Origin of the sequence: Mesorhizobium sp. GbtcB19, from assembly GCF_019091085.1 — a bacterium.
Classification (GTDB): Bacteria; Pseudomonadota; Alphaproteobacteria; order Rhizobiales; family Rhizobiaceae; genus Mesorhizobium.
On the sequence record NZ_JAGXJY010000003.1, the window covers coordinates 137,036 to 149,805 of the forward strand.

Sequence of the window (12,770 nt, forward strand, 5' to 3'; positions counted from 1 at the left end):
CTCAATGCCCTCCCGTCTCTTTGTTGGCCTGGCGGATGTTCCAGACCATGATCGGAATGACCGCGATCATGATGATGATGGCGATCGTGGCGCCGCGGCCGAAATCGCCGCCGCCGCGGAACATCCAGTCGAACATCAGATTGGCCAGCACCTGGCTGTTCCACTGGCCGTTGGTCATGGTCAGCACGATGTCGAACACTTTCAGCACCAGGATGGTGATGGTGGTCCAGACGACCGCGATCGTGCCCCAGATCTGCGGCACCATGATCTTCCAGAAGATCTGGAACGGGTTGGCGCCGTCGATCACGGCCGCTTCCAGCGTCTCTTCCGGAATGCCGCGCAGCGCCGACGACAGGATCACCATGGCAAAGCCGGTCTGGATCCAGATCAGGATGATCATCAGGAAAAAGTTGTTCCAGAGCGGCAGCGAGATCCACACCTGCGGCTGGCCGCCGAAATACTGGATGATGGCGTTGAGCAGGCCGATCTGCACCTGGCCCTCGCCGCGATACTCGTAGATGAATTTCCAGATCACGCTGGCGCCGACGAAGGAGATCGCCAGCGGCAGGAAGATCAGGCTCTTGGCGATCGTGCCCCACCAGATCTTGTCGGTGAGCACGGCGATGATCAGGCCGAGGAAGGTGCAGGCCGCCGGCACGACGGCCAGCCACAGGATGTTGTTGAAGATCGAGTTGCGGAAATCATGGTCGCCCAACGCCCATTGGTAGTTGGCGAAGCCGACGAAATGCTCGCCGCCGCGGTCGAGGAAGGAGAGCCGCAGCGTCTCGATCACCGGATAGATCAGATAGATGGTCAGGATGATCATCGCCGGGCCGACGAACAGCCACGGCCGCACCAGCCCTTGCCGGCGCAGATTGTCGACGGCGGCGCTGCCGGAGACGCCGCGCGACGGGAAGATGAGATCGAGCAGTTTGTTGGCGCCCCAGAAATAGGCGACACAGCCGCCGACGCCGATGATGATGACGAATATGGCCGAGAAAATCTGAGCCGCCATGGGTCCCTCTCCCTGCGCATGACCGGCCAGGCAATGCTGGCGGCCGCATGCACCGACTTCATGAGTTATTCGGAACAATCGAGACGCGAAGGCTTCCGGCGTGCGCTGCCGGTCGGACCCGGGCCGTAGCCCGGATCCAGGTGGAGGATGAGGAGGATTTCAGACCGCCGCGCGCGGCGGCCTGTTTGCCGGCTGCCTACTTGATGGCATCCCAGCTCTTCTGGATGTCGGCGGCGACATCCTGGGCCGACTTGCCGCCGACCAGGTCGATCATGCCGGTCCAGAAGGAGCCCGCGCCGACCTTGCCGGGCATCAGGTCCGAGCCGTCGAAGCGCACCGTGGTGGCTCCGACCAGGATCTCGCCCTGCTTCTTCAGCGCATCGCTGCCATAGGCATCCTTGTTGGCGGCCTTGAAGGGGGTGACGAAGCTCTTCTGCGCCATCCACAATTCATGCGCGAGCGGCATCTGCAGGAACTTGATGAATTCACGCGAAGCCTTGGAGTCCTTGGTGATCATCACCAGCGTTCCGGCCACTTCCAGCGGCGTGCCCAGTTCCGGCTTGGAGGCGTAGGGCGGATAGGGGAAGAAGTCCGCATCCTGGCCGAGCTTCACGTTCTCCGGGAAGAAGGAAGGAATGAACGATGCCTGATGGTGCATGTAGCACTTGGGCGGAACGGTGAAGAGGCCCTTCGGGCTGTCGCGGAAGTCGGTCGCCGCGACGGCCTTGGCGCCGCCATCGACCATCTTGTCGTCGGTTGCGATCTTGCCGAAGATGTCGAGGGCGTTGACCACGGCCGGATCGGTGAACGGAATCTCGTTCTTCGTCCACTTGTCGTAGACTTCCGGCGGCTGCGTGCGCAGCATGATGTCCTCGACCCAGTCGGTCGCCGGCCAGCCGGTGGCGCCGCCCGAGCCCAACCCGATGCACCATGGCTTGCCGCCGTCGGCGATGATCTTCTTCTCGAGGTCGGCGAGTTCCTCCTGGGTCTTTGGAACCTTGTAGCCGGCCTCCTCGAAATTATCCGGCGAGTACCAGACCAGACCCTTCACGTCGATCTTGTAGGGGAAGGCATAGAAGCCCGGCTTGCCGTCCTTGCCAGTATAGGTGCCGAGCTTGGCCCAGGAGTCGCCCGCGGCATAATTCTCCTTGATCCAGGCGGCGACGTCGTCGCCCAGCGGGGTCAGCACACCCTTGGAAGCGAGATCCTGGATCAGGCCCGGCTGCGGCAGGACGGCGATGTTGGGCGGGCTGCCGGCCTGTGTGTCGATGACGATCTGCTGCTCATAATTCTCGGACGAGGAGTATTTGACCTCAGCCCCGGTCGCCTCGGAGAAATAGTCGAGCACCGAACGGACGAGCGTCTCATCCTCGCCGCGCCACGGACCGAAGATGGTCAGCGTTTCGCCCTTGAGGTCGACCTTCTTGAGGTCGTCGTAATTCGCCCAGTGAAACTTCGAATCTTCGCCCGGCTTGAATTTCAGTTCGGCATGTGCCGGCAGGCCAAGGGTGAGCGCGGCGAGCGCGGCACCCAAGAGAAGCATCTTCTTCATCGCATTCCTCCCAGTGGTGAAAATCCGGACGAAACCTCCATCTCGTCCGCCGACGCCCACGGAACTGTGACTCAGCAAGAAGGCAACCGCAACCTTTCGATGAGCGTTCCAAAGCGCTTTGGCTGACTTGATCTCGCCATTGAATTGTCGTGAAGTCAAGAGGCTCATGTAGCTAATCGATTTAAAAGCGCCGGAATACCTGCAAGAACGTGCAATGCAGCAAGTTTTTTTGGCACTGCAGCAGCAATTTTGGCTTCAAACACGGTCGATGCGCCTCTAAGGTCATCTCGTCTGGCGATTGCGCCAGCCATCATCGGATCGATTAAAATTGAAAGCGCTTTGAGGCTGGAGGCCTCCGATGAACCTCAAGCAACTGTCGCACATGCTGTCGCTTTCGCAGACCACGGTCAGCCGCGCGTTGAACGGCTACCCCGAGGTCAGCGAGGAAACCCGGCGGCGGGTGGTGGACGCCGCCAAGCGCCATGGCTACCGGCCGAACCCGAGCGCGAGGCGCCTCGCCACCGGCAAGTCCGGCATGATCGGCTATGTGCTGCCGACCGGTGCATCCGTCGACATCGATCCGCATTTCGTCGAATTCCTCTCCGGCCTCGGCGATTACGCCCGTTCGCACGAACTCGACCTGGTGCTGTCGCCCGCCGATGCCGGTGACGAGGAGACGACCTACCGGCGTATCGTCGCCAACCGGCAGGTGGATGCCGTTTACCTCTCCGCGCCGCGGCCGGCGGACAAGCGGCTGGCGCTGGTCAACAAATTGGGCATCCCTTTCATCGTCCACGGCCGCAGCGAAGGCTTCGATTTCGACTATCCCTATCTCGACATCGACAATGAGGGCGCCTTCCATGAAGCGGGACGGCTGCTCGTCCAGCTCGGCCACAAGCGCCTGGCGCTGATCAACGGCAACGATCGCGAAACCTTCGCCATCCACCGCGAGCGTGGCATGCGCCGCGCGCTCGCTACGAGCGGGCTGATGCTTGGCGAGCGCCATGTCTGCTCGCTCACCATGACCGAGGAGAACGGCTACCGCGCCGCCCGCCGCCTGCTGGAGGACAGCGAGCCGCCGACGGCGATCGCCTGCTCCAGTCTGATCATGGCGCTGGGCGTCGTGCGCGCGGTGCGCGACCTCGGCCTGACCATCCCCGGCGACCTGTCGCTGGTCGCGCATGACGACGTCTTTCCCTGGCTGCGCCCGGAGAATTTCCCGGTGCCGCTGTCGACGACGCGCTCCTCGATCCGCCTTGCCGGCGCGCGCGTGGCCGAGCGCTTGGCGGCGCGGATTTCGGGATTGGAAGAGGGCGCGCGCGGCGAGGTCTGGCCGGTCGATCTGGTGGTGCGCGGGTCGGTCGCCGGCGCGCCGGCATAGGGATCAGACTCACCAGCCGAGCCGCAGGCGCGCTCGGCTTAAAAGATAAGTGCGCGATGGATCGGTCCCAACCTAAGCCAATTTCCGCCTGCCGCGCCCCACCTTATTGTAAGACGTTCAAATTTGAGCTTCCGCACTCATGCTTTATCGAGAGTATCTCCTTAGTCTTCAACCCTTCTGCGCCAGAAGTTGGCCGTTCACGCCGCCGGCGACGATGACGAAATAGGAGGACGCAATGACCCGCACTCACGTTGAACGTCTTGGAGAGTTCAGGGAAATCCTGGTCGCGACTCGACGCGAAGGCGTCCGCAATGTGCACCACACTCGCGACGCGATGCGGGCAAGTGGCTTTCAGATCGGGGAGAGCGATGGCTCCAGCTACGGCGCGCAACTGAAGGCGCTTCAAGAGCAAATTGAGGCGGTCGATCGCGCCATCGAAGACGAGAAGCGGTTGGCCTTGGTTCTCGAGGGCGCGGTTCAATCCCGCCGGCCGACCAAGCCGAGAATCGTGAAGGGTGCATAGAGCCAACTACGGCCGTTGGTGAAGCTGGGCTTCCAACGGTGGCAGAGGCGCCGATATAGGGGGCAGGATCCAACGGCTTCACCGACCGCCTCCTTCATGGGCTGCATCAACTCTCGTGGGACAACGGTCGGCCTGCACCTGCTCCTGATTTTGGAAGGTGGCAACGGGTAAGTCAGAGTCGTCAACCAGTCCTTCAGGGTGCGCCTTTTGCCCACATTCCCGTTCTCCGAAACGGATCCGATCCAACATCCAGGCCAGCCGCCGAAGACTTCGGGGGTGGTGATTGTCGGTGGCGGTGTCATCGGCGTGACGACGGCGCTTTTCCTTGCGATGCGCAACATTCCGGTGACGCTGCTGGAAAAAGGCCGTGTCGCGGCCGAGCAGTCCTCGCGAAACTGGGGCTGGATCAGAAAGCAGGGACGGGACGCGGATGAACTGCCGATCGTCATCGAGGCCATCCGCCTGTGGCGGCAACTGGCCGAGGAATGCGGCGAAGACATCGGGCTCACCCAGACAGGTGTGACCTATCTGGCCAACGCCGACAAGGACATGGCCGGCTTCGAAACCTTCATGAAGATCGCCGCGGCACATGACCTCGACACGCGCTTGCTTGACGCGGACGAGACCGCGAAACTCATCAGCGGCATGTCGCGCAGGTTCAAAGGCGCGATGACGACGCCCTCCGATATGCGTGCGGAACCTTGGTTGGCGGTGCCAGCGCTTGCCCGGCTTGCCGTGCGAAAAGGCGCCAGGATCGTGGAGAACTGCGCGGCGCGAACCCTCGACATCGCGGCCGGCAGGATCAAGGGCGTGTGGACCGAGGCGGGATATATCCAGACCTCCACCGTACTGGTCGCGGGCGGCGCCTGGTCGTCCCTGTTCCTTGAAAAGACACGGCGTATCCATCCCCCAGCTCAGCGTCCGCGTAACCGTGGCCGCAACGGAGCCCCTGCCTGAAATCCATGCAGGCGCGGCCGCCGACGATCACATCGCCTTCAGGCGCAGACAGGATGGCGGCTACACGCTCGCAGGAGGCGGCAGCCACTTGCTTTACCTGGGGCCCGACGCATTCCGGCACGCCACCAAATATATTCCCGCCCTCAGGAACGATCCGTTCGGAGCACGCTATTTCCCGTTCGCTCCGTCAGGCTACCCGGATGGCTGGTCGACGCCGCGCGATTGGGCGCCGGATTCCCAAAGTCCTTTCGAAAGAATGCGGGTGCTCGACCCGGCCCCTCAACCGGCGCGGCTGCGTTCGATCGAGCGCAATTTCAAGCAGCTGTTTCCACAGTTCGAGCAAGCTCGCCTGAAGGTCGGCTGGGGCGGCATGATCGATGCCATGCCCGACGTCGTCCCCGTCGTGGATCGGGTGCAGGCGGTCGGCGGTCTTTTCGTCGCGACGGGAATGAGCGGCCACGGGTTCGGCATCGGGCCTGGCATAGGCCGCGTCGTCTCCGACATGATCCAGGGAAACGATCCCGGGCACGATCTCAGCCGCTTCCGGCTATCGCGCTTCTATGATGGAAGCCCGGTACGGTTGGGTCCGGCCCTTTGAATTGGTCGTGCCAAATCCAACTTGGAGTTCTATTTGGCTAGCCTGGCCCTTACTTCATTGCGCGGATCTGTTGGGGGTGCCGGGGGTGGTAGGGATCATGTTCCGACAGATGAGATAGGTCGAGTTCTGTCACACCCCCTCTGTCCTGCCGGACATCTCCCCCGCAAGGGGGGAGATTGGGCGCCGCCACCGCTTTCGCCAATCATCGGCGTCGAAGAGTGGGGCCGGCGCTGAAGCTGCTGATCTCCCCCCTTGCGGGGGAGATGGCCGGCAGGCCAGAGGGGGGTGCTGTCCCGCCAACATAACAGATATGAGCGGCGACTACTTCGCCGCTTCCGCCGCCTTCGTGTCGATCAGCCCATAGCCGAAATCATTGTCCCGCCCTTTCGGCCCAAGATCCTTGGCCGTTGCGGCCAGCGCTTTCTCGATGTCGTCGGCCGAGCGGTCGGGCGCGGCGTGGATCAGGTTGGCGATGGCGCCGCTGACGATCGCGGCGGCAAAGGACGTTCCGGTCACCACGTCCGAGCCGGCGCCGCTCGGCGCCAGCATTTCGACGCCCGGCGCCGAGATGAAGACATAGGCGCCGCGATTGGCCTGCGGCATCAAGCCGTCCTTGGCGTCGGTGGCGGTGACGGCAATGACGCCGTCGAAAGCGGCCGGGTAGCCATAGGGCGCCTTCGGTCCGTTGTTGCCGGCGGCCGCGACCAGCACCATGCCCATCGCCCGCGCATTGCGGCAGGCGGTGCCGAGCAGGTCGTTCTTCGGCCCGACGAAGCTCATATTGATGATGCGCACGTCCTGTTCCGCCGCCCAGTCGAGCGCCGACAGGATGACGTCCATGGTCGACTTGCCGCCTTCGAAGGCGCGCGCGTGATAGATTTTCGCGCCCGGCGCCATGCCTTCCAACTGGCCGACGCCGGCGATCAGCCCGTCGACCGAGGTGCCGTGGTCGCGCTTCTCGATCGGCACGTTGGGCATGGCGTCATATTGCGCGGCGATGACGCCTTTCAGCGCCGGGTTGGTGTCGTCGATGCCGGTGTCGATGACGGCGACGCGCACATTCTCGCCGCTCGCCTGCTTCGAATCGAGCGCGATGCGGTCGAAGGCGTAATTCACGATGCCGGCGGCCTGCTGCAGCGTGTAGATATGGTTGGGTTCGCGCCGCTGCGTGCGGCCGTCGGCGGCAAGCTGCGCCAGCACGACGCCGACCGGACGCCCGTCGGTGATGCCGAAGCGCACCAGCGTGGTGCCGAGCAGCCGCGACTGGCGCTGCGAGCGCACCTGCAGGCCGAAGGAGGTCGCGATCTGCTGCACGACGCCGGCATCGCCCTCGACCGTCACCAGCACCTCGTCGGGCACGAATTCGCCGGTGATCGCGCGCGGTGGCTCGGCCAGGTTGAGGCCTTGTGGCACCGTGACCGGACCGCTCGGTGTTGGCGGGGGTGCTGGCGTGTTGGTCGGGCCGTTCGATGAGGATGTTCCGCCAGACGGCGCGGGCGTTTGCGGGGCAGCGCCCGCCGGCGGGTTCGGGAACAGATCGACGATCAGCGCCGGCAGGAACACCGCGCCGGCCGCGGCCGTGCCGTTGCCCGGCGCGCCATTGTTGTTCTTTGCGCCGCCGTCCTTGTCGCAGCCGGCGCCCGCCACCGTCGTGCGGTTCAGGCAGTCGACCTGCGTTTGGCTCAGGCCCGGATCGTTGGTCTGTGCAAACGCAGGCACGGCGGCAAAGGCCGCCGCCGCGAGGATTGCCGCGTGTAAAATGACCGCCTTAGCCGCCATCGACCGGTTTCCTTCCCTGGATCACAGCATCGGCGAAAGGCTGGGCGGCAATAAGGCCGACGATCCTGTCGTAGTCGGCCGAGGTTTCAGCCGGGATCGTCAGGTGGAAGACGCCATCGGCGGTCGGTCCGCCGGCGATCTTCAACCCGTTCTGACCGAGGAAGGCGGCGATGTCGGCCATCCTGGCGTCCTGCTTGAACTTGACCAAGGCGAAAGGCAGCTTCGCCAGATCGTCCTGGGCCCCGGCCACCTCAAAGTCGTTGCCCTTGCCGCTCGGCCGTTCGAAGGACTGTACCAGCACCAGGGCAAGCAGTGCAGCGGCAGCCGCCCAGGCCACGCCGGCCGGCATGGCCGTCACCCGGCCGAACAGGCTGGCAAGCCAGGATTGGCCGGTTGGCGCGCGCGCCGGACCCGCCTGGGCGTCGAGCGCCCTGGCGAAGCGCGACAGCGCATCGGCCGGCGGCCGGATCGCCTCGTTGGCGGCGGCGGTGCCGGAGAATTCGGCTTCCGCTTCGCCAAGCGCTGCCAGCGCCGCGGGATCGGTGGCCAGCCATTCCTCGACGGCCTCCAGCTCGGCGCCTTCCAGCGAGCCGTTCAAATAGAACGGCAGCAGCGTTTCCATCTCGTCGCGGCGCGACATCTTTTCAGCGGCGCTCATGGCCACCCCCTGTCGTAGCCGGCGGCTTTGAGCGCCTCGCCGAGTTTCTTGCGGGCGTAGAACATCCTGGTCTTGACGGTCGCGACCGGAATGTCGAGCACCTCGCCGATCTCGGTCACCGACTGTCCATGATAGTAGGCCAGGTCGATCACCGTGCGGTGTTCTTCCGGCAAGGCGTCGACAAAGCGGCGCAAGGCGGCGGCCTTGTCCTCCTTCATGGTGACGACTTCCGGCGTGTCGGCGCTGTCAGGAACTTGCGCCGCGTCGTCGTCGTCGATCCAGTCTTCCTTCTTCTTGCGCAGCATGGACAGCGCCTTGAAGCGGGCGATGCCGAGCAGCCACGTGGAAACTTCGGAGCGCCCCTCGAAGCTGGGCGCCTGTTTCCACAGCTCCAGGAAGACCTCGTTTGCGATATCGTCGGCCATCATTTCCGATCCCGTCTGGCGCGCCACGAAGCGGTAGATCCGCGCGTGGTGACGCATGAACAGGAGCCGAACGGCGGCCCGGTCGCCCTTCGCGACCCGGTCTACAAGCGCGCGATCGGTTTCCGTCGCCGCGTTCATGGCCGGTCGAGCCGCCTGGCTCCTCGAAGCTCTGTCGCTGATCGGTCCAAAAAGGTTCACCCTCCGCCAAGGATTCTTTGGAGGCTAACCGAAGAGCGGGGAGGTTGCCAGTAGGGGCGCTGTTCCTTCCCCCCTTGTGGGGGAAGGTGGATCGGCGCGCAGCGCCGAGACGGATGAGGGGTGTTCCAGCGGAGTGAGACGTCGGCTTTCCCTGGAACACCCCTCATCCGTCGCCTTCGGCGACACCTTCTCCCACAAGGGGAGAAGGGGGCGCCTCACTTCAAAAACACCTTCGCCGTCATCGTCGCCGGTATCTCAACCCCGAGCCGGCTCAGCACCGTCGGCGCGAGCTGCAATTGGTCGAGCAGCGTATCACCCTCAGGTCCCTTAGCAGGCCCGAAATAATAGAGCGCGAAATCCTGCATCTCGTCGTCATGGCCGCCATGGTGGCCGCGATCCGTCTGGCCGTGGTCGGCGGTGACGATCACCTCGTAGCCGGCTTCACGCCATTTCGGCAGGAAGGCGGCCAGCATGCCATCCATCGCATAGCAGGCATGGTCCATCTCGATGCAGTCATGGCCGAAGCGATGGCCAATCGAATCCAGCGTGCAGGTGTGCAGGATGCCGTAATCGATGCCATGGCGTTTGGTCAGCATGGTCAGCGTCGCGAACAGGTCGACGTCGCTCGGCGTCATCTGGTTCTTGAGATTGTAGCCGGTCATGCTGTGGAAGCGGCCATGTGTGATCGGCCCGCTTGGCTCGTCGAACTCCAGATCCTCGACAAGGTCGAACGGAAAGCTGCGGAAGAATTCAGACCAGTAGGAATGGGTCACCGCGCCCGTCTTGCCGCCGGCGTTGCTGACTTCGGAAAAAATGTCCGGCTGGGTGACGCGAAAGCGGTTCTCGTTGGAAAGAATGCCATGCACCTGCGGCGAAACACCGGTGTGGATCGAGGCATAGCAGCAGGCCGATGTCGACGGCAGCACGGAACGCATCTTCCACACCTGCGCCTCGCCGGACTGCGCCCAGCCTTCGAGATTGCCCATCAGCCGGCGCCAGTTGCGGTAGGGCACGCCGTCGAGGACAATGAGCAGCAGTTTGGATTTGAGCGCCACGGCGGTTCCCTGAGGTTGTCCGAAACAGAAGCGCCGCGTGTTGCACGGACACGCGGCGCTTGTAAGCACTAGCCTGATATCGGGCGTTCAGCCAGCACTCGCCGAGCGCGGGCGGAGCCGTCCGCAATTGCTCTGGCCGCTAGTTGCCGGCGCTCTCCATGCGCCGGCCGGCGATGGCCTTCTCCAGCCAGCCGATCTCCATTTCGGGGACCGAGGACAACAGCAGGTCCGTATAGGCGTCGAAAGGCGGCGTCAGCACTTTGCTCTTCGAGCCGTAGCGCACCACCTCGCCGCGATACATCACCGCGATGGAATCGGCGATCGACTTCACCGTGGCCAGGTCGTGGGTGATGAAGAGGTAGGCGACCTTCTCGACCTGCTGCAGGTTCAAGAGCAGCTTGAGAATGCCGTTGGCGACCAGCGGATCGAGCGCCGAGGTCACCTCGTCGCAGATGATCAGCTTCGGCTTGGCGGCAAGCGAGCGGGCGATGCAGACGCGCTGTTTCTGGCCGCCGGAAAGCTCGGCCGGGTAGCGGTCGATAAAACCCTTGCCCATCTCGATCTCGTCGAGCAGCTCGTTGACGCGTTTGTCGCGCTCGCGGCCCTTCATGCCGAAATAGAATTCCAGCGGCCGGCCGATGATGGTGCCGACCGTCTGGCGCGGATTCATCGCCACGTCGGCCATCTGGTAGATCATCTGCAATTGCTGCAAATCTTCCTTGGGCCGGTCGGAAAGCTTGTTGCCGAGCGTGCGGCCGTCGAACACGACACTGCCCTGCTCGGGCGGCAACAGGCCGGTGATGGCGCGCGCCAGCGTCGACTTGCCGGAGCCGCTCTCGCCAACCACGGCCAGCGTCTGTCCGGGAAAGATGTCGACCGAGACGTTCTTCAGCACCTTGACGTGGCCGCCGCCATAGGCGGCCGTCACATTCTTCACCGACAGCATCGGCGTCGTACCTGGCTGCTGCTCCTTGTGCTCGATCTCATGCACCGAAACCAGCGCATTGGTGTATTCCTGGCGCGGTTCCTTGATGATCTGCCTGGTGCCGCCCCATTCGACCAGCCGGCCGTGGCGCAGCACCATGATCTCGTCCGACACCTGGGCGACGACGGCGAGGTCGTGGGTGATGTACAAAGCCGCCACATGCGTGTCGCGGATGGCGTCCTTGATCGCCGCCAGCACGTCAATCTGCGTCGTCACGTCGAGCGCCGTGGTCGGCTCGTCGAAGACGATCAGGTCGGGCTCCGAGCACAGCGCCATCGCCGTCATCACGCGCTGCAGCTGGCCGCCGGAGACCTGGTGCGGGAACCGCTCGCCGATGGTTTCGGGGTTGGGCAGGCTGAGCTTCCTGAACAGCGCGACGGCGCGTTTCTCCGCTTCTGCCCTGGTCGCCGTGCCGTGCAGCAGCGAGGCCTCCACCACCTGGTCCATCAGCCGGTGCGCCGGATTGAAGGCGGCGGCCGCCGACTGCGCGACATAGCAGACCTCGCGGCCGCGCAATTTGCGAAAACCTTCCTTGCCGCCCTTCAATATGTCGCGGCCGTTGAGGATGACCTCGCCGCCGGTGATGCGCACACCGCCGCGGCCATAGCCCATCGACGACAGGCCGATGGTCGACTTGCCGGCGCCGGACTCGCCGATCAGGCCGAGCACCTTGCCCTTTTCCAGCGTCAGCGAGACGTCATGCACGAGCGTGATCGTCTTCGGCGCTTCGCCCGGCGGGTAGACCGTCGCCTCGATGCGCAGGTTGCGGATGTCGAGGAGCAGGCCCGACTTTGCTTTGCCGTCAGCCATCAGCCGCGCCCTCCCTTCAGGCTGGTCGTGCGGTTGAGCACCCAGTCGGCGACGAGATTGACCGAGATCGCAAGTGCTGCGATCGCCGCGGCCGGGATGAGCGCCGCCGGAATGCCGAACACGATGCCGTCCTTGTTCTCCTTCACCATGCCGCCCCAGTCGGCGTCTGGCGGCTGCACGCCGAGGCCGAGGAAGGACAGCGTCGACAGGAACAGCACCGCATAGATGAAGCGCAGGCCGAGTTCCGAGACCAGCGGCGACAGCGCGTTGGGCAGGATCTCGCGGAAGATGATCCAGCCGCTGCCTTCGCCGCGCAGCTTTGCCGCCTCGACATAATCCATGACGTTGATGTCGACGGCGACCGCGCGCGACAGGCGATAGACGCGGGTCGAATCGAGGATGCCCATCACCAGGATCAGCGTGATCAGGTTGGACGGCAGCACCGAAAGCACGACCAGACCCATGATCAGAGTAGGGATCGACATCAGAAGGTCGACAAGGCGCGAGAGCAGCGTGTCATACCAGCCGCCGAACACCGCCGCCGAGAAGCCGAGAATGGCGCCCAGCGAGAAGGACAGCGCCGTCGCCAGCACCGCGATGAACAGCGTGATGCGGGCGCCGTAGATCATACGCGACAGCAGGTCGCGGCCGAGATTGTCGGTGCCCAGCCAATGGGCCGCCGACATCGGCTCCCAGACGTCGCCGACGATCTCGGCATTGCCGTGCGGCGCGATCAAGGGCGCGAAGACGGCCATCAGCACGAACAGCGTCGTCAGCACCAGGCCGATCAGCGCTGCGATGGGGATGCGTCTGATATCGAGCATATCCGCCGCC

General features: G+C 64.2%; 10 protein-coding genes and 1 pseudogene. 3 read left to right on the forward strand and 8 right to left on the reverse strand.

Annotation, left to right across the window (positions count from 1 at the left end; translation table 11 throughout):
* Nucleotide 1: 1 nt before the first annotated feature.
* Both KVT37_RS07440 and KVT37_RS07445 read right to left on the reverse strand, forming a co-directional pair.
* Nucleotides 2–1,015, reverse strand: coding sequence for a carbohydrate ABC transporter permease (locus KVT37_RS07440; protein WP_217571190.1), 1,014 nt, complete (start codon nucleotides 1,013–1,015; stop codon nucleotides 2–4).
* Between the two features lie 196 nt (nucleotides 1,016–1,211).
* Nucleotides 1,212–2,567 (reverse strand): ABC transporter substrate-binding protein, encoded by a 1,356-nt coding sequence (locus KVT37_RS07445; protein ID WP_217571192.1) that lies wholly within the window; start codon nucleotides 2,565–2,567, stop codon nucleotides 1,212–1,214.
* Between the two features lie 358 nt (nucleotides 2,568–2,925).
* Between KVT37_RS07445 and KVT37_RS07450 the strand changes: the two genes are divergently transcribed.
* From KVT37_RS07450 to KVT37_RS07460, 3 genes and pseudogenes are all read left to right on the forward strand, one after another.
* Complete coding sequence (locus KVT37_RS07450; RefSeq protein ID WP_217571194.1) at nucleotides 2,926–3,948, forward strand: substrate-binding domain-containing protein; 1,023 nt, start codon at nucleotides 2,926–2,928, stop codon at nucleotides 3,946–3,948.
* A gap of 235 nt (nucleotides 3,949–4,183) precedes the next feature.
* Complete coding sequence (locus tag KVT37_RS07455; RefSeq protein ID WP_217571196.1) at nucleotides 4,184–4,471, forward strand: hypothetical protein; 288 nt, start codon at nucleotides 4,184–4,186, stop codon at nucleotides 4,469–4,471.
* A gap of 207 nt (nucleotides 4,472–4,678) precedes the next feature.
* A pseudogene (locus KVT37_RS07460) lies at nucleotides 4,679–6,026 on the forward strand (NAD(P)/FAD-dependent oxidoreductase).
* Nucleotides 6,027–6,347: 321 nt separating this feature from the next.
* Here the strand turns inward: KVT37_RS07460 and KVT37_RS07465 are convergent.
* From KVT37_RS07465 to KVT37_RS07490, 6 genes are all read right to left on the reverse strand, one after another.
* Nucleotides 6,348–7,805, reverse strand: coding sequence for a S8 family serine peptidase (locus tag KVT37_RS07465; RefSeq protein WP_217571198.1), 1,458 nt, complete (start codon nucleotides 7,803–7,805; stop codon nucleotides 6,348–6,350).
* A complete protein-coding gene (locus tag KVT37_RS07470) occupies nucleotides 7,795–8,463 on the reverse strand; it encodes an anti-sigma factor (RefSeq protein WP_217571200.1) in 669 nt (222 codons plus the stop codon). Before KVT37_RS07470 ends, KVT37_RS07465 begins: the two co-directional genes overlap by 11 nt.
* Nucleotides 8,460–9,026, reverse strand: coding sequence for a sigma-70 family RNA polymerase sigma factor (locus KVT37_RS07475; RefSeq protein ID WP_217571202.1), 567 nt, complete (start codon nucleotides 9,024–9,026; stop codon nucleotides 8,460–8,462). Before KVT37_RS07475 ends, KVT37_RS07470 begins: the two co-directional genes overlap by 4 nt.
* A gap of 275 nt (nucleotides 9,027–9,301) precedes the next feature.
* Nucleotides 9,302–10,141: an alkaline phosphatase family protein gene (locus KVT37_RS07480; protein ID WP_217571204.1), complete on the reverse strand. Its 840-nt coding sequence runs from the start codon at nucleotides 10,139–10,141 to the stop codon at nucleotides 9,302–9,304.
* A 139-nt stretch (nucleotides 10,142–10,280) separates the two neighbouring features.
* Nucleotides 10,281–11,936: an ABC transporter ATP-binding protein gene (locus KVT37_RS07485; RefSeq protein ID WP_217571213.1), complete on the reverse strand. Its 1,656-nt coding sequence runs from the start codon at nucleotides 11,934–11,936 to the stop codon at nucleotides 10,281–10,283.
* Nucleotides 11,936–12,760 (reverse strand): ABC transporter permease, encoded by an 825-nt coding sequence (locus tag KVT37_RS07490; protein ID WP_217571215.1) that lies wholly within the window; start codon nucleotides 12,758–12,760, stop codon nucleotides 11,936–11,938. The genes KVT37_RS07485 and KVT37_RS07490 overlap by 1 nt, the downstream gene beginning before the upstream one ends.
* Nucleotides 12,761–12,770 lie beyond the last annotated feature (10 nt).

Coding starts and splice junctions, on each gene's coding strand:
- KVT37_RS07440 (WP_217571190.1), bottom strand. CDS start 1,015: ATGGCGGCTCAGATTTTCTCGGCCATATTCGTCATCATCATCGGCGTC.
- KVT37_RS07445 (WP_217571192.1), bottom strand. CDS start 2,567: ATGAAGAAGATGCTTCTCTTGGGTGCCGCGCTCGCCGCGCTCACCCTT.
- KVT37_RS07450 (WP_217571194.1), top strand. CDS start 2,926: ATGAACCTCAAGCAACTGTCGCACATGCTGTCGCTTTCGCAGACCACG.
- KVT37_RS07455 (WP_217571196.1), top strand. CDS start 4,184: ATGACCCGCACTCACGTTGAACGTCTTGGAGAGTTCAGGGAAATCCTG.
- KVT37_RS07465 (WP_217571198.1), bottom strand. CDS start 7,805: ATGGCGGCTAAGGCGGTCATTTTACACGCGGCAATCCTCGCGGCGGCG.
- KVT37_RS07470 (WP_217571200.1), bottom strand. CDS start 8,463: ATGAGCGCCGCTGAAAAGATGTCGCGCCGCGACGAGATGGAAACGCTG.
- KVT37_RS07475 (WP_217571202.1), bottom strand. CDS start 9,026: ATGAACGCGGCGACGGAAACCGATCGCGCGCTTGTAGACCGGGTCGCG.
- KVT37_RS07485 (WP_217571213.1), bottom strand. CDS start 11,936: ATGGCTGACGGCAAAGCAAAGTCGGGCCTGCTCCTCGACATCCGCAAC.
- KVT37_RS07490 (WP_217571215.1), bottom strand. CDS start 12,760: ATGCTCGATATCAGACGCATCCCCATCGCAGCGCTGATCGGCCTGGTG.